This window comes from Pseudomonas sp. JS3066 (genome assembly GCF_036328175.1).
GTDB lineage: Bacteria > Pseudomonadota > Gammaproteobacteria > Pseudomonadales > Pseudomonadaceae > Metapseudomonas.
The window spans coordinates 4794827-4810783 of the sequence record NZ_CP143312.1 but is presented as its reverse complement, the minus strand read 5'-3'; the positions used below and the strand labels follow the sequence as shown (position 1 = coordinate 4810783).

Genomic DNA, 15957 nt, shown 5'->3' with positions numbered 1-15957 from the left:
CATGGAGGCTTTCTGCTCTTTGTTCTCGCGCTCTCGACCGTTGGGTAGGGAGGCACGGCTGCCGCCAGTCCCGCGCATATAGTGGATAGATGACCATTGCAACGGCGCTTCTCCCCGTAGGAGGCGTGCGATGAATGCAGCAAGGTTTCTGGCACTGATCCTGGTCGTTTTCGGACTTTGCGCATGCGCGGGCCCAGCAGGCGAGGGCAAGAAAGAGTTGCTCGAAGTCAGATTGAACGCCACGCCGAAGAACGCCGGGCGTATCGCGCAGGCGACGCTGGTGCCACGGGGCGAGGAGACGAGCATTTCGTTTGTGATCAGCGGTGTACCGTCTTTCACCACCAGGCCCGTTCGCCTTTACACCTTCATTTACCCGGGAAGTTGCGCGCATCCAGGGGCCTCGCCAGCCTATGAGCTGAACAATACGGTCACCACGGAGCGCCATTTCCGGGGGGACGTCTGGCGGATGTCGAAGTCCGCGCCCGTTCCGTTCTCGGCATTACGCGCAGGCGATTACTCGCTTGTACTGCGGACGGCGCCCGCAGATGGCAACTACGACATTTTCTGTGGGGATATCCACTGAAGGATCGCCTTGCTGCTTGAGAGCGCCGGACATTCCTTAGGAGCGAGCTTGCTCGCGAATGAGCGTGTTCAGGCTGTTCGCGAGCAAGCTCGCTCCTACTTTCCGGTTATTCGCAGAGTTTCCCGCTCTTGGCTTCCGGCATCAGCGCCATGTATTGCTTGCCGCTCATGTGCACCAGTTCGTCATGGCGACCGGACTCGAAGTAGATGTCCGGCTGTTCCGCCAGGGACTGGTCGATCAGGGTGTCGAGGCCGAACAGGTTGCCCACGGCGGGGATTGCGCCGGTTTCGCAGTTGGCGAAGCGCTTGCCGAAGTCCCGTTCGCGCACCAGGCGCCAGTGGCGATGGGTGAGTTTGTGGATCTTTTCCAGGTCAACGTGGCGAGAAGCGGGCACCACGGCCATCATCCAGTGGCCCTGGAAGTCGTCGAGGATTACCGGTTTGGCCATTTGCTGCGGCGGTATGCCGGCGCGGCGAGCCGCTTCGCGGGTGGTCATGGATGCGGTGTGGTTGAGCACGTCGAAGCGTGTCTTGTGCTGCATAAGGCTGCTTTGCAGCTGGGTGATCATGGTCATGGGACACCTCCTGCCAGGCGGCAGCTCGTCGCTCCCGGTAAGCCTGCGTCGCCGGCACGCAAGGAGGAGCCTCCCGCTCCCCACCCGGCATCGGCTCTGGCCGCTGCCTTGTGGATAAGTTTAGTGAGGGAGCGGCTTAACGGGCCGGAAAGCGCTGACCGGTTCAGGGCAGGTCGAGGAGCATGGCCAGGCGGTTACGCAAGCCTGAGTGGCGTTCGGTATCCAGTAATTGCCGCAGGCGTTGGTCGCACTCCTGGGGCGCGAGGGCACGGAAGCCGGCGCGCTCGTAGAAGGGGCGGTTCCAGGGGATGTGGGCAAAGGTGGTGAGGGTCAGGGCCGCGTATCCACCATCGCGCCCGCGCTCGATTGCTGCAGCCAGCAGCGCGCGCCCCAACCCCTTGCCACCCTGTTCGGGCAGGACGCTTATTTCGCTGATGTGCAGCACGTTCCCGACGGCTTGGGCGGCGAGAAAGCCCGCCACGTTGTACGTGGGTGCCAGCGCGACCCAGAGCAGGTCGCTGGCCAGGGCAAGGTTCAGGCATTCCAGGGGTAGGGTGCTGCCGCGGAGATGGGGTGGCAGGTCGTCAGGGCCGAAGAGCTCGGCCGCGCGAAGCTCGATGCCAGCCAGCCGAGGAATATCGGCCGGTGTGGCGAGGCGAATGGTCATCGGGCTCAGTCCGGGAGGGTTTTGTCCAGTTGGACCAGGGCGATGCGCCGGCCGTCCGGGGCCAGGCGTTCGACGATGGCGCGTGGCTGGTAGCCGAGCCGGGTATAGAGCAGCAGTCCGCCGGCATTGGCGTTGAAGCAGGAGACTTTCATCAGCCTGGCCTTGTACTGCTCGCGAGCCTGGCGCTCCATGGTGCTGATCAGGTACTGGGCCACGCCATGTCCGCGTGCCCAGAGCGCCACCATCATGTTGCCGAGGGCGCAGAACTCGCCGTGCTGCCATTGGTAGAAGTTGGCGAAGCCGGCGACCTTGCCATCCAGCAGGGCAACGGTGCTGCCGCGGCGCTCGGCCATGGCGGCAGCGAGCTGACCTACGGTGAGAGGCCAACTGGCCTTGGGGTAGGCGAAGAACAGTTCGTCCGCATCCTGGGGGAAGCGGACGATCTCGTGGAGGTCTTCGGCGCTGGCGGGGCGGTGTTGCAGTTGGGGATTAGCGGCGGGCATGAGGTCCTCAGTGCGGTGGGTATTGGGCGATCACCTTGGCGACCGTTTCGCGGATGGCGGCTTCACGTTCGGCGGGGGTCGGTGGGGAGCTCTTCATGATCTGCTCGGCACTTCCGCGCCAGACCAGCTTGCCATCCTTGCCGTCGTAGAGGTCCACCTGGATGGTGGCCACCTTGTAGTTGTAAGTGCGGGTCTCGGTATAAGCCGGGCCGCCCATGTAGCCACCTCCCCAATAGCCGCCCCAGTAGCCGCCGTAGTTGTAGCTGGTCTGTTGCTGGCGTTCATCGACTATGAGCCAGGACTGGACGTTGAGGTCGGCCTTGCCGCTGGAGGCCGGGCGCAGACCTCGCTGGTCGAGTTGCTGGCCGACGGCGTCGCGGATGCGTTGTTCGGTGAGGTCGCTCTTGATGCGTGGGTCGTCGGGGCGGTACTGCAGGGCAGGTTCCTTCCAGCTCCAGCTGCGATAGGCGCCGAAGTCGCGGGTGCGGTCGTAATCGCGATTCACGTCGTAGCTCTGACAGGCCGCCACGAGCAGGACGGTGGACAGGAGTAGCGTGCGGCGGATCATGGTTGGATCTCCTCTGCCGGAATCATTATCGAAACGCAAGGCAGAGCAGTCGGCAAGGGGAATTTGCGGGCCTTCAGGTCATCAGGTGCCTCACTCCCAGCCCCTCCAAAAGGGAGAGGGGAGCTACTTCGCCCTCAATTCGGTGGATAGTCGTCCAGGGCTTCCTTCACCGCTTCGCGCAGTGCGGCCACGCCATCGGAGCGATTGCCGTTGGCATAGGTTTCGCCGCTGCCGCTCCAGATCGGCTGGTTGTCACGGGCGTCGTAGAACTCCAGGTAGACCACCGCAACCTGTTCCTCGTAGGTGCGCACGACGGGCACGGTGGCCCAGGCACCGTACTGGTCGCGCCACGGGCCGCTGCCGTAATAGGCACCGCCATAGTCGTCGTACTGCCGCAGGCGTCGCTCGTAGCGCAGGCTGGCGCTGACTTTGAGATCGGCCTGGCCTGGAGTGCGTGCCTGGCGCAGGCCGTGCTGGTCGAGGCCGGAGTTGACCATCTCCGCCATTTGCTCGGGCGTCGCCCAGTTGTTGCCGGCGGGAAGTTGGCCGTCGAGCCAGGTCCAGCTGCGATACCGACCGAAGTCGCGGGGGGCGGCGGGGTAAGCGCTGCTGTCGAAGGTGGTCGCCGCGCCCGGCGGGGCGGGCGGCAGCGGGCGGGACTCGGCCTTGTACGGGTTGGGGCTCTGGCAGGCGGACAACAGCAGGGCAAGGGCGAGTAGCGCGGGCAGTTTCATGGGGCCTCCGTTCAAACCTGCTCACGATTTTGTGAGCTAGCGAAGAGCAAGGCGCAACGACCAACGGGAGTAACAGCCGCAGGCTGGCCCGAAGGGAGAGCGCCAGCGAATCAGATGGCTCAGGAAGCAGAGTCTACGGATGTAAATGAGCATTCCGAAGCCATTTCAACGCAGCTATTCCGACGCGCAGTTAATCGTGAGCGGGTTTCACAGAGGGCGGCAAATCCAGTGCAGATAGCGGCCAAGTCCCTGATAGCTGGGGTGGCGGCGATAGGCGAGCTCCATTTCCAGCAAGTCCACCAGTTCGGCCTTGGCCTGGAATTCCTGGGGCATGTAGTCGTGGAACACGCGTACCCCGCTCTGGCTTTCGACTTGCCAGTGGCCTTCGAGTTGCGTGGCCAGGTCACGCGGGGCCAGCGGCTGCTGTGGGGTCAGACTTTGCCCTTCACCGGCGAATTTATGTTTGCGCAGCTTGCGGAAATGCCCCTTCAACAGATTGCGATAGATCAGCGCGTCCTTGTTGTAGAAGGCCAGCGAGAGCATCCCGTCTTTGGCCGTCAGCTGGTGCAGCACAGGCAGGATGGCGTGCGGGTCGGCCAGCCATTCCAGTACGGCGTGGCAGAGCACCAGATCATAGGGTTCGGTGAGCTGACCGAGCAGCTCCTGCCAGGGCGACTGGATGAAGCTGGCCGCCTGCCCGGCTTCGGCAAAGCGCTGGCGAGCGCCTTCGAGCATGGGTTCGGCGGGTTCGGCGAGGGTGACCTGGTGGCCGCGCTCGGCCAGCCAGAGGGCCATGTGGCCAAGGCCGGCGCCCACATCGAGCACGCGCAACGGGCGCTCGGGCAGGACTTCGGCCAGGTCGGCCTGGAGCACGGCCAGGCGGATGGCGCCCTTGGCACCACCGTAGATCTTTTCGGCGAAACGCGTCGCCAGTTCATCGAAGTGACGGTCGCTCATGCGAAGCGCCTTTCGCTGTCGGCCAGCTTGGCGCGGACCACGGCGTCCATGTCCAGGCCGAGTTCGGCGCAGAGCAGGAGGAGGTAGAGGACAATGTCGCCTACTTCCTGGCCGGCGTGGGCGAGTTTTTCGGGGGGCAACTGGTGCGACTGTTCTTCGGTCAGCCACTGGAAGATTTCCACCAGCTCGGCCATTTCCACGCTGGCGGCCATGGCCAGGTTCTTCGGGCTATGGAACTGCCGCCAGTCGTTGTGATCGCGGATGGCGTGCAGGCGGGCGGTGATTTCGTCGAGGTTCATGGGGCTCTCCTTGAGCCGCCTATGGTCCCGCCGCTTTCATGTCCACGCAAGGGTCAACCGAGTGGTCGCCAGCTCCCGGCCATGTGTGGTGTGTCGCCCCTGCCGCGAAGCGCGAGCTGGCCTTCCGGCTCTGGCGTGCTGGCCAGCAGGGTGACCTCGCCAGGCAGGAACACGGGTTTCTGGAAGCGCACTTCCAGCTCGTAACCGGCATTCGGCAGGTGGATTTCCAGGGCCGCCAGGCAGCGCGCCTTGTTCCACAGGCCGTGGGCAATGGCGCGGGGGAATCCGAACAGCTTGGCGGTGGTAGCCGAAAGGTGGATGGGGTTGTAGTCGCCGGCCACGCGGGCGTAGCGCCGGCCGATGTCGGCGGCGGCGTACCACTGGTCCAGGTGCACCAGCGGCAGGCTTTCCTGGGGGGCGCGCGGTTCGGGCTGGCCGGGCAGGCGAAGGCCGCGGAAGAGGATGCGGCTGTCGCCTTCCCACACGAGGCCGAGCTGGTCTTCCAGGCGGGTGATCAGGCTGAAGGTGGCGCCTTTCTCGTGGGGCTGGAGATCGCTCACCTGCACGCTGGCGGTGAAGGGGCCCAGGCCGCCCAGGGCGCGCAAGACGCGGATACGGTTTTCCAGGTGCACCAGGCCCAGCAGCGGGAAGGGGAAGCGCGGGTCGGTGAGCAGTCGCATCTGCAGGGGGAAGGCGAGTATGTGCGGGTAGGTTGCCGGCAGCAGTCCCTTGTCGCTGAAGCCGCAGACGGCGCGATAGCGCGCCAGATGACCGGAGTCGACGCTCACCTGGCAGCGCACGCCCAACTCGGGCAGGGCCTTGCCGCGCATGCCACGGTGCACGGCGGCGCGGGCGAACAGGCCGGGGAGGGCGGGAGGTGCGGAAAGGTCGAGCCAGTCGGTGGCCATGCGTGATCTCCTTGGGGCGAATGGGGCTCAGCATAGCCAGCGGTTCGCCCCGCACATTGGCCGACCGTCCCGGGACTGCGGCAGGGCAGTCAATCACGGCCTTGAGCGGGGAGGAAAAAGCCGAATAAGATGGCCGCGCCTCGCAGACAATAAGAATTCTCCGAAAATGATGCGTGATCTGACCGACGATGTGGCGCTGATGCGCCCGGTGATCGACGCCCTGCGTGCCAGCGGCACCGACCCGGACAAGGTTCTGGTGCGTGTCGGCCTGCCGCCAGGCGGACTACCCCCGGGTCGCTTTCCCCATGCTGCGCAAACCCAGTTCTGGAAGGCCGCGGCCGCCGAGTGCGGTGAGGAGCATGTCGGCCTCTACCTGGCGGGCCACCTACCGGCCTTTCACGGACTGCTGCTGGAGTACCTGTTCCTCTCCAGTGGCACCTTTGGCGAGGGGCTGCGACATGCCCTGCGCTACGTGCGCTTGCTCTCCGACACCCTGAGTGCCCATCTGGAAGTTGAAGATGATCGCGCTGTCCTCTCCCTTGGCCGGCATGCGGGCAGCAATCGGCACTTCCCGGAGATGCTCGCCGGTGCGGTGATCCGCCTCTTCCATGCCCTGACCGATGGGCAGTTCAAGCCCCACGAAGTGCAACTGATGCACGCCGAAGGAGCCCCCGCGGAGCGTTACCACTTGGTCTATGGCTGCCCGGCGAAGCTGGGGGCCGATCGCTACGCACTGATCTTCGACGCCGAGGTGCTGGATAAACCCTCGCGCCACGCCGCGCCGGACTTGCTGCGCATGCACGAGTCACTGGCGCGCCGCCAGCTAGCGGAGGTGGAGCGCCTGGACCTGGTGCGCCAGGTGCGAGAGTTGATCGGCGAACTGCTGGTGGATGGCGGAGCCACCCTGGAGCAGGTCGCCGCACGCCTGAACATGCCGGCCCGCCGCCTGCGCGAACGACTGGCCACGGCCGGCGTGCGTTTCAACGACCTGGTTACCGACTACCGCTGCCGGCTGGCCAAGGAACTGCTGCTGAAGACCGACGAGCGCATCGAGGTCATCGTCGAACGCACCGGGTTCTCCGAACCCAGCACCTTCTACCGGGCATTCAAGCGCTGGGTGGGGGAGACGCCGGTGGAGTTTCGGCGGAAGGGGAAGGGCGAGGGCTGAGGCTCGCGTGTATCTGGCCGGTGCGAATGCTCTTGTGGGGGCGAATTCATCGGCTAAGTCTGCGTTAGCTGTTGCGAGAGATTTGCCCGCGGGCCAATAGCCTTGTAGGAGCTGGCTTGCCAGCGAAACGGGGCCATTCGCTGGCAAGCCAGCTCCTACGGGCAATGCAGCTGCTTGCAACACGTAACGTTGACAGAGCCAATTCATTCGCCCCTACAAGGGTTTGATTCACATTGGGTGCTGGTACTCAGGCCCCCAGCAGGCTCTGCCCGCATACCCGCATCACCTGTCCGGTCAGGGCGCCTGAGCCCGGCTGGGCGAACCAGGCGACGGCTTCGGCCACGTCCTGGGGCAGGCCGCCCTGGCTCATGGAGTTCATGCGCCGGCCCGCTTCGCGGATGGTCAGGGGAATGGCGGCAGTCATCTGGGTTTCGATGAAACCCGGCGCTACGGCATTGATGCTGATGCCGCGCTTGCCCAGCATTGGCGCCCAATTCTGCGCCAGCCCGATCACCCCGGCCTTGCTCGTCGCGTAGTTGGTCTGGCCCATGTTGCCGGCGATGCCGCTGATGGAGGCGATCAGCACCACGCGGCCGTTGTCGTGCAGCTTGCCGGCGTCCAGCAGGGCCTGAGTGAGCACCTGCGGGGCGCGCAGGTTGACGTTGAGCACCGAATTCCAGAAGTCGTCGCTCATTTTCGCGAGGGTCTTGTCGCGGGTGATACCGGCGTTGTGCACCAGGATGTCCACACCTTCCGGCAGGGCTTCGACCAGTTGGCTGGCGGCATCCTCGGTAGTGATATCCATGGCGATGCTGTAGCCGCCCAGGCGCGCGGCCAGGCCGTCGAGGGCGTCCTTCGCCGGGGGGACGTCCAGCAGCACCACCTCGGCGCCGTCGCGGGCCAGGGTTTCGGCGATGGCGGCGCCGATCCCGCGGGAGGCTCCGGTCACCAGCGCCCGCTTGCCGGCCAGTGGGCGGGTCCAGTCCTGGACCCTCTCCGGGCAGGCGGTCAAGCGCAGCACCTGGCCAGAAACGTAGGCACTCTTGGGGGACAGGAAAAAGCGCAGCGCACCTTCGAGCTGGTCTTCCGCGCCCTTGCCCACGTAGATCAGCTGGACGTTGCCGCCCCGACGGACCTCCTTGCCGAGGGAGCGGGTGAAACCCTCCAGGGAGCGCTGCACGCTGGCGGCGACCAGGTCCTTGGTCGCTTCGGGGGCGCGGGCCAGGACCACCACTTTCGGGCACTTGCCCAGGCCTTTCATGGCTGGCTGGAAGAAGTTGCGCAGTTCGATCAGTTGCTCGAAGCGGGTCAGCCCGCTGGCATCGTAGATCAGCGCCTTGAGTTTCGGACCGTGTTCGGCGGTCCAGCGCGACAGGCCGAAACGGCCGTCCTCATCGGCGAAATTCTGGTCGGTGAGCTTGTTCAGCACACCGCTGGCCGCTTCGGCGAGTGCACCTTGGCCACCGATCAGCAGGGCTCCGTCAACCGGCCGTGCGCGGCCTGCCATCCAGCGCTCCAGGCGCACCGGCGCCGGCAAGCCCAGGGCGCCCACCAGGCGCCGGCCGGCGTTGGAGTTGGCAAAGGCGAGGTAACGGTCGTTCATGGGTAGCTCCTGCTGGTCAATCGAAAGTGGCCTCACTCTACGCAGACACGCGTTGAGCGCAATTGACCGCGCTGACCTGCCAAGCGGCGAGGCGGCCAATCCAGCCGTCTAGTCTTGTATCCGACACTGCAACCCGCAAACCCTCATCGCAAGGAGTCACCATGGCCCAGCTTCGCCGGGTCGCCATCGTCGGCGGCAACCGCATCCCCTTCGCCCGCTCCAACACCGTCTACGCCACGGCGAGCAACCAGGACATGCTGACCAGCGCCCTGGAGGGCCTGGTGGAACGCTTCAACCTGCATGGCGTGCGCGTAGGCGAGTTCGCCGCTGGCGCAGTACTCAAGCACTCCCGCGATTTCAACCTGGCCCGTGAATGCGTGCTGGGCTCGCGATTGGCACCGGAAACCCCGGCCTACGACATCCAGCAGGCCTGTGGCACGGGCCTCGAGGCCGCCATCCTGGTGGCCAACAAGATCGCCCTCGGCCAGATCGAATGCGGTATCGCCGGCGGCGTGGACACTACTTCCGACGCGCCCATCGGTGTGCATGAGGAGCTGCGCAAGATCCTGCTGGAAGCCAACCGTGGCAAGACCACCAGCGACAAGATCAAGACCCTTCTGAAGGTTCGCCCGCGTCACCTGGCGCCGAACATTCCGCGCAACGGCGAACCGCGTACCGGGCTGTCCATGGGTGAACACTGCGAGCTGATGGCGCAGACCTGGGCCATCCCGCGCGATGAGCAGGACCAACTGGCCATCGCCAGTCACCAGAAGCTCGCGGCAGCTTATGCCGAGGGCTGGCAGAACGACCTGATGAGCCCCTTCCGTGGCCTGAACCGCGACCAGAACCTGCGCCCGGACATCAATGCCGAGAAGTTGGCCGGCCTGAAACCGGTGTTCGAGCGCGGCCCGCGCGGCACCCTGACGGCGGCGAACTCGACGCCTCTGACCGACGGCGCCTCGGTGGTGCTGCTGGCCAGCGAGGAGTGGGCGAAGGCGCGCGGCCTGCCGGTCCTCGCTTACTTCCGGGACGGCGAAGCGGCGGCGGTGGATTTCGTCAGCGGCGAGGAAGGCCTGTTGATGGCGCCGGTCTACGCGGTTCCGCGTCTGCTCGCGCGCAACAACCTGTGCCTGCAGGACTTCGATTACTACGAGATCCACGAAGCCTTCGCCGCCCAGGTGCTCTGCACCCTCAAGGCCTGGGAGGACGCCGACTACTGCAAGAGCCGTCTCGATCTGGACAAACCGCTGGGCTCCATCGACCGCAGCAAGATGAACGTCAAGGGCAGCTCGCTCGCGGCTGGCCACCCGTTCGCCGCCACCGGCGGGAGAATTGTCGCCAACCTGGCCAAGCTGCTTTCGGTGGCGGGTGAGGGGCGCGGACTCATCTCGATTTGCGCTGCGGGTGGCCAGGGTGTGACCGCGATCCTGGAAAAGTAATCCAATACCCGTGGCGGCAAGTCATCGCTGCCACGCGATGTAAGCAACTCCGTGATTTAGGGCGGCCCGCAATGTCGGGGCCGCCCTTTTTTTCGTCCGGATGGCAGGGCGGTTTTCAGCCATCGATCAGCACGCCGCCTTTGACGATCTTTACCTGATGATGGCGTTCAAGGCGCACCGGATCGCGACCGGTAATGCTCCAGCCCTGGTCGATCAGCTTGTCGATGTGCTTGCGCATGGCGTGGAAGCCGCGCCTTTCCTGCGGCACGTCGCGGCGTCGCCTGAGCACCACCCATTGGCCAGCGACGTACTCGATCCAGGGAGTCTGGGGTATCTCTTTGCGGTCGGCCGTGGTCGGCAGGCCGTTCTTGAAGATGGCCTCCTCGGGGAACAGCAATTCGGTAACGCTAGGTTCGTGTTCGCACAGCAGCCTGGGGTCAGTCATTTTGAAACAACCTCCCTATCGCACGATTGCGTTCGGACGCATGCTGCCGTCCGGGTCTGCACCTGGGTGTATCACCGTTGCAACAGGTACAGAGCAAGGGCTGTGCCACAAGCGTTGCACTGCTCTGGATGGGGGCTTGCGGGGGAGGTGAGGCGCGTTGCGGCGTCGGGACTGGGGATTGGGACACAGGAGTGGGGGCATCCCTCACCCCCACCGGAAAGGCCTGTCCGCGACAGCGATACCAGGTCTTGCGGACAGCCCCCTCTCCCTTCAGGGAGAGGGCCGTACGGTGGCTCAGGCACTCCACTCCAGCTGCAGCTCTTCCTGCCAGGCCACGCGCACGAAGTGACTGCCGACGATGTCCTTCAGTCGCTCCAGGCCTTCGGTCGATTGACTTTCCACGGACAAGGTCAGGCCATCGTCCTCCGCGCGCAGGAGGCCGAGGCCCAGGTCGAACTCGATGCGGCCCTGCTGATTGTCGTGGCTCACAGGCACGCGATGGGCGAAGTGCTTGCACAGGCGGGTGATGTAGCGCGCCGGGGTGGCGGTGGCGACATGGGCGGATGCGGTCAGGGTCATGGGTATGTTCCTCAGTAGCCGACGGTGAAACGTTGGCGGATGTGTTGGGGTTGTTCCAGTTCGTCGACGATGGCCACGGCGAGGTCCGCCACCGAGATACGTGCCGGATGGTCGCCGCTCATCAGCAGCTGGTCGCCGCCGACGCGGAAGCGGCCGGTGCGCTCGCCCGGTTCCAGCAGGGCGGGCGGGGAAATGAAGGTCCAGTCCAGGTCCTGTTCTTCGCGGATCAGGCGGAGTGCCTGGCGTGCGCCTTCCGCGCCTTCCTTGTACTCGGCAGGGAAATCCGGGGTATCGATCAGCTGCAGGTTTGGCGCGACATAGAGGCTGCCGGCCCCGCCGACCACCAGCAGGCGCTTGAGGCCGGCCTGCCGGATTCCGGCGAAGATGGCCTGGGTACCCTGGATGAACAGCTCGCGAATCTTCACTTCGCCCCAGCCGGGGTTGAAGGCGTGGATCACTGCGTCGTGGCCGGCTACTGCCCCGGCGATGTTTGCGGCGTCATAGGCGTCGCCTTTCACGGCGTCGAGCTGAGCGTGCTGCGAGAGTTTTTCCGGATGGCGGACGATGGCGGTCACCTGGTGGCCGCGTTGCAGGGCTTCGCTGAGGACGGCGGAGCCGACGAAACCGGTGGCGCCGATCAGGGCGATTTTCATGTGCATCTCCATGCTGGGTTGCGAGGTGACGCATAATCGCTGCTGGATAATCGGCGGAAAAAGTGCCGAAAGGTGCTTTCACAATTAAGCGGAGCTTACGAATGGAGCAGCTAAAGCGCATGGCGGTGTTCGCCACCGTGGTCGAGCGCGGCAGCATGGTGGCAGCCGCCGAAGTGCTGGGCATGACGGCCTCGGCAGTGAGCCAGCAAATTCGCAAGCTGGAAGAGGAAACCCAGGTCAGCCTGCTGCATCGCACCACGCGCAAGCTGACCCTGACTGAGGCTGGCGCGGTGTTCTACAAGAGCTGCGCCCAGGTGCTGGAGCTGGCGCAGCAGGCCGAGCAGCGCCTGGCGGAACTGCGCGATGCCCCGGTGGGCGAGCTGCGCATCGCGGCGCCCGTGGGCTTCTCTACCGGCATGCTGACCGAGGCTCTGGCGCCACTGCTGGAAGCCCATCCTGGCCTCAGCCTGCAACTGTTCTTTCATGACGAGCAGATCGACCTGGTGGAGCAGCGCATCGACCTGGCCATCCGCGTGGGCTCTCAGGAAGATTCCAGCCTGGTGGCCCGGCATCTTGCTGACTGGCCGGCGGTGCTCTGCTGCGCGCCGGCCTATCTGGCCCGCAGCGGTCCGATCCAGCGGCCCGAGCGGCTGCTGGAGCTGGACTGGATCAGCCTCAATGGCGAACGCCAGCAGCACCAGGTGACTTTCACCAGCCCCGGCGGGGAACAACAACGGCTGCGCCTGGAGCCGCGCGTGGCGTGCAACAATATCCTCGCGGTGCGCAGCTTCACCCTGGCTGGCCTCGGTATTTCGTTGCAGCCGGAACCGGAAGTGCGCGAGGAATTGGCCAGCGGCCGGCTGTTGGCATTGCTTCCCGAGTGGCAGCCGAGGCCGGTGGGGCTCTACATTGTCACCCCGCGCCGCGATGCATTGCCGGCCAAGGTGCGCTATGCCATCGAAGCCCTTCGTCGCGGTCTTTTGCGTCGTGGATAGCCGCCGCTGCCCGCATGCCGTATAACGTCGGCCCATCCTCTCCGTCCCCTTGAAGGCACTCGCAGCACCTGCATGAAGACCCCGAAACGCCTTGAGCCATTGCTGGAAGATGGCCTGATCGATGAAGTCCTGCGCCCGCTGATGAGCGGCAAGGAAGCCTCCGTGTACGTGGTGCGCTGCGGCAGTGAGCTGCGTTGCGCCAAGGTCTACAAGGAGGCCAACAAGCGTGGTTTCCGCCAGGCCGCCGAATACCAGGAAGGCCGCAAGGTGCGTAACAGCCGCGATGCCCGGGCCATGGCCAAGGGCTCGAAGTACGGCCGCCGCGAGCGCGAGGAAACCTGGCAGAACGCCGAGGTGGCGGCGCTGTTCAGACTCGCCAACGCCGGAGTACGGGTACCCAAGCCCTACGACTTCCTCGATGGCGTACTGCTCATGGAGCTGGTCAGCGACGGTGAAGGCGATGCCGCGCCACGCCTTAACGATGTCGACTTGACGCCGGAGGATGCGCGCGAGTTCCACGGTTTCATGATCGGCGAGATCGTCAAGATGCTCTGCGCCGGGCTGGTCCATGGCGACCTGTCAGAGTTCAACGTGCTACTCGACCCCTACGGCCCGGTCATCATCGACCTGCCCCAGGCCGTGGATGCGGCAGGCAACAACCACGCCTTCCGCATGCTGGAGCGAGATGTTGGCAATATGGCCGAGTATTTCGGCCAGTTCGCCCCCGAATTGAAGTTCACCCGCTACGCCAAGGAAATGTGGGCGCTCTTCGAGGAAGGCAAGCTGACCCCGGAAAGTCCGCTTACCGGCCACTTCGACGAGCCCGAGGACTCTGCCGACCTGGACGCGGTGATGCGCGAAATCAAGGCGGCCCTGGCTGACGAGGCCCGACGCCAGGCGGCGCTGGCCGAGCAGGACGCGCCGCAAGGGCTTGAAGAGCCAACGCCACCCTGGATGCGCGGCTGACCGTCACTTGACCTGGCAGGGTCGGCGCACGATCCTTGCTCATTGGTTTTATCAGGAGATGTGCAGATGCAAGGCCAAGCCGAAGTGGTTGATTACCTCAAGGACTTGTTGCGCGGTGAACTGGCCGCCCGTGACCAGTACTTCCTGCATTCGCGGATGTACCAGGACTGGGGCTTCAACAAGCTCTTCGAACGCATCAACCACGAGATGGAAGAAGAGACCCAGCACGCCGATGCCCTGCTGCAGCGCATCCTCTTCCTCGAAGCCACTCCGGACATGCGCCCGCGCACCATTCATCCCGGCCACACCGTGCCGGACATGCTGCGTGCCGACCTCAAGCTGGAATATGAAGTTCGTGCCGCGCTGAGCAAGGGCATTGCCCTGTGCGAGAAGCACAAGGACTACATGAGCCGCGACATCCTCGCCGCCCAGCTCAAGGACACCGAGGAAGATCACGCCTACTGGCTGGAACAGCAGCTCGGCATGATCGACCGCATCGGCCTGCAGAACTACCTGCAGTCGCAGGCTTGAGCTGATCGAGCTGAACCGGAAGGGCCGCCAATGCGGCCTTTTTGTTGGGCGAGTTCCGTCGCCTTTCGCGAATGAATTCGCTCCCACGGCACTCCGCGTGAATCGACCTCGGCACAGACAGCCCCTTCTCCCTCTGGGGTGAAGAAGCCCGCTTTCCGAAGCACCGCTGCCGGGGCCGATGAACGCCTGAGCGCGAAGCGATCGGACAGGGGCGCAGGGCGGGGGAGGGCAGGCAGGTACGGCGCAGCAGTGAAGGGCAGTCCTTCGCCTGCCTGGCGAATGAATTCGCCCCTACAGGAGGCACATTCCAACTCCCTGGCACGAGCTGCCCCCTCTCCCGCGTGCGGGATAGGGGGGAGGGCAGCCATACAGCCCCTGCTGATTTTTCCAGCGTTCTGTGTCCTTACATCCGACCGCCAGGCTGCTAGCGTGTGCCTGAACTTCCGGAGTCCTCGCCATGCCTCTTCCACACATTCTCCTGGCCCTGCTGGTCACCCTGATCTGGGGCGTCAATTTCGTGGTGATCAAGGTCGGTCTGGAAGATTTCCCTCCGCTGCTGTTCTGCGCGCTGCGCTTCGCCCTCGCGGCGCTGCCGCTGCTGTTCCTGCGCGGACCGATGCCGGCGCCGTTCTGGCGCATCGTGCAGATCGGCCTGCTACTGGGCGTGATCAAGTTCGGCCTGTTGTTCGTCGGCATGCACCTGGGAATGCCGGCTGGGCTGTCGTCGCTGGTGCTGCAGAGCCAGGTGTTCTTCACCATCCTGATCGCGGCGCTATTTCTCGGCGAGCGGCCCAGCCGTAGAGGCCTGCTGGGGCTCCTGCTGGCAGCATCCGGGCTGGTGCTGATCGGCCTGGGCCGGCCATTGGGGGACAGCCTGCTGGCGTTCATGCTGGTGATTGCCGCGGCGCTGGCCTGGGCCTTCGCCAATATCGCCACCAAACGCAGCGGCGCGAAGGACATGCTGCGGTTGATCTGCTGGGTCAGCCTGATCCCGCCGCTGCCCTTGCTGCTGCTCTCCTATGTCTTCGAAGGCCCCGAAGCCATTGCCAGCGCGTTGAGCCACCCGAGCTGGGGCGGCATCGGCGCGCTGGTCTACATCGCCTTCCTCGCCACCACCGTGGGCTTTGGCCTCTGGAGCTTCCTGCTGCAGCGCTATCCGGCCAGCCTGGTGACACCCTTCGCCCTGGCGGTGCCGGTGTCGGGGCTGCTGTCCGGCTGGTTGCTTTTGGGCGAGGAACTCAGTGCCACCGGCTGGCTGGCATGCGTGCTGGTGTTCGTAGGGCTGGCAATCACCGTACTGCCCAAGGGCTTGTTGGGGCGCACCTTCAGTGGCAGCAGCCGCCTGACTCCAGGTCCTTGAGGATCGGGCAATCCGGGCGATGGTCGCCCTGGCAGTGATCCACCAGCTCCTGAAGCGTGTCGCGCAGACCCGCGAGCTCGGAGATCTTGCGGTTCAGCGCTTCGATATGGTCGCGGGCCAGCTCCTTCACATCGGCGCTGGCGCGCTGGCGGTCTTGCCAGAGCTCCAGCAGCCGGCCCACTTCCTCCAGTGAAAATCCGAGGTCCCGCGAGCGTTTTATGAACGCCAGGGTGTGCAGGTCCTGGCTGTTGTACTGGCGGTAGCCGCTGTCGGTGCGTCCGGCTTCCGGCAGCAGGCCGATGCCTTCGTAGTAGCGAATCATCTTCGCGGTCAGCCCGCTTTTCTTCGCCGCTTGGCCGATGTTCATTGGCGTTTCCTCTCTTGCGGGGCCGCGACCGTAGGAGCGAGCTTGCTCGCGAACCCTC

Annotated in this window: 20 protein-coding genes; 7 read left to right on the top strand and 13 right to left on the bottom strand. The window is 65.0% G+C overall.

The features are described from left to right. Window positions 1-130 precede the first annotated feature (130 nt). Window positions 131-583: a hypothetical protein gene (locus SA496_RS22785; RefSeq protein WP_330114505.1), complete on the top strand. Its 453-nt coding sequence runs from the start codon at window positions 131-133 to the stop codon at window positions 581-583. Between the two features lie 106 nt (window positions 584-689). Here SA496_RS22785 and SA496_RS22780 read toward each other — a convergent pair whose 3' ends face one another. From SA496_RS22780 to SA496_RS22745, 8 genes are all read right to left on the bottom strand, one after another. Next, on the bottom strand, window positions 690-1157 hold the full coding sequence (locus tag SA496_RS22780) for an aminoacyl-tRNA deacylase (RefSeq protein ID WP_120654376.1): 468 nt from the start codon (window positions 1155-1157) through the stop codon (window positions 690-692). A 163-nt stretch (window positions 1158-1320) separates the two neighbouring features. Beyond that, window positions 1321-1824: a GNAT family N-acetyltransferase gene (locus SA496_RS22775; RefSeq protein ID WP_120654377.1), complete on the bottom strand. Its 504-nt coding sequence runs from the start codon at window positions 1822-1824 to the stop codon at window positions 1321-1323. A gap of 5 nt (window positions 1825-1829) precedes the next feature. Continuing rightward, window positions 1830-2327, bottom strand: coding sequence for a GNAT family N-acetyltransferase (locus SA496_RS22770; protein WP_330114504.1), 498 nt, complete (start codon window positions 2325-2327; stop codon window positions 1830-1832). 7 nt (window positions 2328-2334) lie between these two features. Continuing rightward, window positions 2335-2895, bottom strand: a complete 561-nt coding sequence (locus tag SA496_RS22765) for a DUF4136 domain-containing protein (RefSeq protein WP_120654379.1) — start codon at window positions 2893-2895, stop codon at window positions 2335-2337. Between the two features lie 134 nt (window positions 2896-3029). Further along, a complete protein-coding gene (locus SA496_RS22760) occupies window positions 3030-3629 on the bottom strand; it encodes a DUF4136 domain-containing protein (RefSeq protein WP_330114503.1) in 600 nt (199 codons plus the stop codon). Between the two features lie 207 nt (window positions 3630-3836). Then, on the bottom strand, window positions 3837-4586 hold the full coding sequence (locus SA496_RS22755; protein ID WP_120654381.1) for a methyltransferase domain-containing protein: 750 nt from the start codon (window positions 4584-4586) through the stop codon (window positions 3837-3839). Then, window positions 4583-4885: a MazG-like family protein gene (locus tag SA496_RS22750; RefSeq protein WP_120654382.1), complete on the bottom strand. Its 303-nt coding sequence runs from the start codon at window positions 4883-4885 to the stop codon at window positions 4583-4585. Before SA496_RS22750 ends, SA496_RS22755 begins: the two co-directional genes overlap by 4 nt. Before the next feature lie 53 nt (window positions 4886-4938). Then, a complete protein-coding gene (locus tag SA496_RS22745) occupies window positions 4939-5793 on the bottom strand; it encodes a MaoC family dehydratase (RefSeq protein WP_330114502.1) in 855 nt (284 codons plus the stop codon). A 169-nt stretch (window positions 5794-5962) separates the two neighbouring features. Between SA496_RS22745 and SA496_RS22740 the strand changes: the two genes are divergently transcribed. Continuing rightward, the gene (locus tag SA496_RS22740; protein ID WP_153920668.1) at window positions 5963-6961 is read left to right on the top strand and encodes an AraC family transcriptional regulator; all 999 of its coding nucleotides are present in this window, start codon (window positions 5963-5965) and stop codon (window positions 6959-6961) included. 247 nt (window positions 6962-7208) lie between these two features. Here SA496_RS22740 and SA496_RS22735 read toward each other — a convergent pair whose 3' ends face one another. After that, window positions 7209-8564 carry a 3-oxoacyl-ACP reductase gene (locus tag SA496_RS22735; protein WP_330114501.1) on the bottom strand — a complete coding sequence of 452 codons (1356 nt, stop codon included), beginning with the start codon at window positions 8562-8564 and terminating at the stop codon, window positions 7209-7211. A gap of 161 nt (window positions 8565-8725) precedes the next feature. Here SA496_RS22735 and SA496_RS22730 point away from each other — a divergent pair, with 161 nt between their 5' ends. Continuing rightward, window positions 8726-10003: an acetyl-CoA C-acetyltransferase gene (locus SA496_RS22730; protein WP_330114500.1), complete on the top strand. Its 1278-nt coding sequence runs from the start codon at window positions 8726-8728 to the stop codon at window positions 10001-10003. A gap of 115 nt (window positions 10004-10118) precedes the next feature. Here the strand turns inward: SA496_RS22730 and SA496_RS22725 are convergent, their stop codons facing one another. The 3 genes from SA496_RS22725 to SA496_RS22715 form a co-directional block, all read right to left on the bottom strand. Further along, window positions 10119-10448, bottom strand: a complete 330-nt coding sequence (locus SA496_RS22725; protein ID WP_120654386.1) for a hypothetical protein — start codon at window positions 10446-10448, stop codon at window positions 10119-10121. 294 nt (window positions 10449-10742) lie between these two features. After that, on the bottom strand, window positions 10743-11027 hold the full coding sequence (locus tag SA496_RS22720) for a DUF2218 domain-containing protein (RefSeq protein ID WP_120654387.1): 285 nt from the start codon (window positions 11025-11027) through the stop codon (window positions 10743-10745). Window positions 11028-11038: 11 nt separating this feature from the next. Next, window positions 11039-11680 carry an NAD(P)-dependent oxidoreductase gene (locus SA496_RS22715; RefSeq protein ID WP_120654388.1) on the bottom strand — a complete coding sequence of 214 codons (642 nt, stop codon included), beginning with the start codon at window positions 11678-11680 and terminating at the stop codon, window positions 11039-11041. Between the two features lie 101 nt (window positions 11681-11781). Between SA496_RS22715 and SA496_RS22710 the strand changes: the two genes are divergently transcribed. The 4 genes from SA496_RS22710 to SA496_RS22695 all read left to right on the top strand — a co-directional run bounded on the left by SA496_RS22710 (window position 11782) and on the right by SA496_RS22695 (window position 15532). Continuing rightward, a complete protein-coding gene (locus SA496_RS22710) occupies window positions 11782-12675 on the top strand; it encodes a LysR family transcriptional regulator (RefSeq protein WP_120654389.1) in 894 nt (297 codons plus the stop codon). A 72-nt stretch (window positions 12676-12747) separates the two neighbouring features. Further along, a complete protein-coding gene (locus tag SA496_RS22705; RefSeq protein ID WP_120654390.1) occupies window positions 12748-13641 on the top strand; it encodes a PA4780 family RIO1-like protein kinase in 894 nt (297 codons plus the stop codon). A 66-nt stretch (window positions 13642-13707) separates the two neighbouring features. After that, window positions 13708-14172, top strand: coding sequence for a bacterioferritin (gene bfr, locus SA496_RS22700; RefSeq protein ID WP_120654391.1), 465 nt, complete (start codon window positions 13708-13710; stop codon window positions 14170-14172). Window positions 14173-14629: 457 nt separating this feature from the next. Further along, a complete protein-coding gene (locus SA496_RS22695) occupies window positions 14630-15532 on the top strand; it encodes an EamA family transporter (RefSeq protein WP_153920621.1) in 903 nt (300 codons plus the stop codon). Here SA496_RS22695 and cueR read toward each other — a convergent pair. Then, window positions 15498-15899 carry a Cu(I)-responsive transcriptional regulator gene (cueR, locus tag SA496_RS22690; protein ID WP_120654393.1) on the bottom strand — a complete coding sequence of 134 codons (402 nt, stop codon included), beginning with the start codon at window positions 15897-15899 and terminating at the stop codon, window positions 15498-15500. The two genes, SA496_RS22695 and cueR, sit on opposite strands and share 35 nt — an antisense overlap. Window positions 15900-15957: the final 58 nt, after the last annotated feature.

What these genes read in the sequence shown, in the direction of transcription:
- SA496_RS22785 (WP_330114505.1), top strand. Translation starts at nt 131, where the DNA reads ATGAATGCAGCAAGGTTTCTGGCACTGATCCTGGTCGTTTTCGGACTT.
- SA496_RS22780 (WP_120654376.1), bottom strand. Translation starts at nt 1,157, where the DNA reads ATGACCATGATCACCCAGCTGCAAAGCAGCCTTATGCAGCACAAGACA.
- SA496_RS22775 (WP_120654377.1), bottom strand. Translation starts at nt 1,824, where the DNA reads ATGACCATTCGCCTCGCCACACCGGCCGATATTCCTCGGCTGGCTGGC.
- SA496_RS22770 (WP_330114504.1), bottom strand. Translation starts at nt 2,327, where the DNA reads ATGCCCGCCGCTAATCCCCAACTGCAACACCGCCCCGCCAGCGCCGAA.
- SA496_RS22765 (WP_120654379.1), bottom strand. Translation starts at nt 2,895, where the DNA reads ATGATCCGCCGCACGCTACTCCTGTCCACCGTCCTGCTCGTGGCGGCC.
- SA496_RS22760 (WP_330114503.1), bottom strand. Translation starts at nt 3,629, where the DNA reads ATGAAACTGCCCGCGCTACTCGCCCTTGCCCTGCTGTTGTCCGCCTGC.
- SA496_RS22755 (WP_120654381.1), bottom strand. Translation starts at nt 4,586, where the DNA reads ATGAGCGACCGTCACTTCGATGAACTGGCGACGCGTTTCGCCGAAAAG.
- SA496_RS22750 (WP_120654382.1), bottom strand. Translation starts at nt 4,885, where the DNA reads ATGAACCTCGACGAAATCACCGCCCGCCTGCACGCCATCCGCGATCAC.
- SA496_RS22745 (WP_330114502.1), bottom strand. Translation starts at nt 5,793, where the DNA reads ATGGCCACCGACTGGCTCGACCTTTCCGCACCTCCCGCCCTCCCCGGC.
- SA496_RS22740 (WP_153920668.1), top strand. Translation starts at nt 5,963, where the DNA reads ATGCGTGATCTGACCGACGATGTGGCGCTGATGCGCCCGGTGATCGAC.
- SA496_RS22735 (WP_330114501.1), bottom strand. Translation starts at nt 8,564, where the DNA reads ATGAACGACCGTTACCTCGCCTTTGCCAACTCCAACGCCGGCCGGCGC.
- SA496_RS22730 (WP_330114500.1), top strand. Translation starts at nt 8,726, where the DNA reads ATGGCCCAGCTTCGCCGGGTCGCCATCGTCGGCGGCAACCGCATCCCC.
- SA496_RS22725 (WP_120654386.1), bottom strand. Translation starts at nt 10,448, where the DNA reads ATGACTGACCCCAGGCTGCTGTGCGAACACGAACCTAGCGTTACCGAA.
- SA496_RS22720 (WP_120654387.1), bottom strand. Translation starts at nt 11,027, where the DNA reads ATGACCCTGACCGCATCCGCCCATGTCGCCACCGCCACCCCGGCGCGC.
- SA496_RS22715 (WP_120654388.1), bottom strand. Translation starts at nt 11,680, where the DNA reads ATGAAAATCGCCCTGATCGGCGCCACCGGTTTCGTCGGCTCCGCCGTC.
- SA496_RS22710 (WP_120654389.1), top strand. Translation starts at nt 11,782, where the DNA reads ATGGAGCAGCTAAAGCGCATGGCGGTGTTCGCCACCGTGGTCGAGCGC.
- SA496_RS22705 (WP_120654390.1), top strand. Translation starts at nt 12,748, where the DNA reads ATGAAGACCCCGAAACGCCTTGAGCCATTGCTGGAAGATGGCCTGATC.
- bfr (WP_120654391.1), top strand. Translation starts at nt 13,708, where the DNA reads ATGCAAGGCCAAGCCGAAGTGGTTGATTACCTCAAGGACTTGTTGCGC.
- SA496_RS22695 (WP_153920621.1), top strand. Translation starts at nt 14,630, where the DNA reads ATGCCTCTTCCACACATTCTCCTGGCCCTGCTGGTCACCCTGATCTGG.
- cueR (WP_120654393.1), bottom strand. Translation starts at nt 15,899, where the DNA reads ATGAACATCGGCCAAGCGGCGAAGAAAAGCGGGCTGACCGCGAAGATG.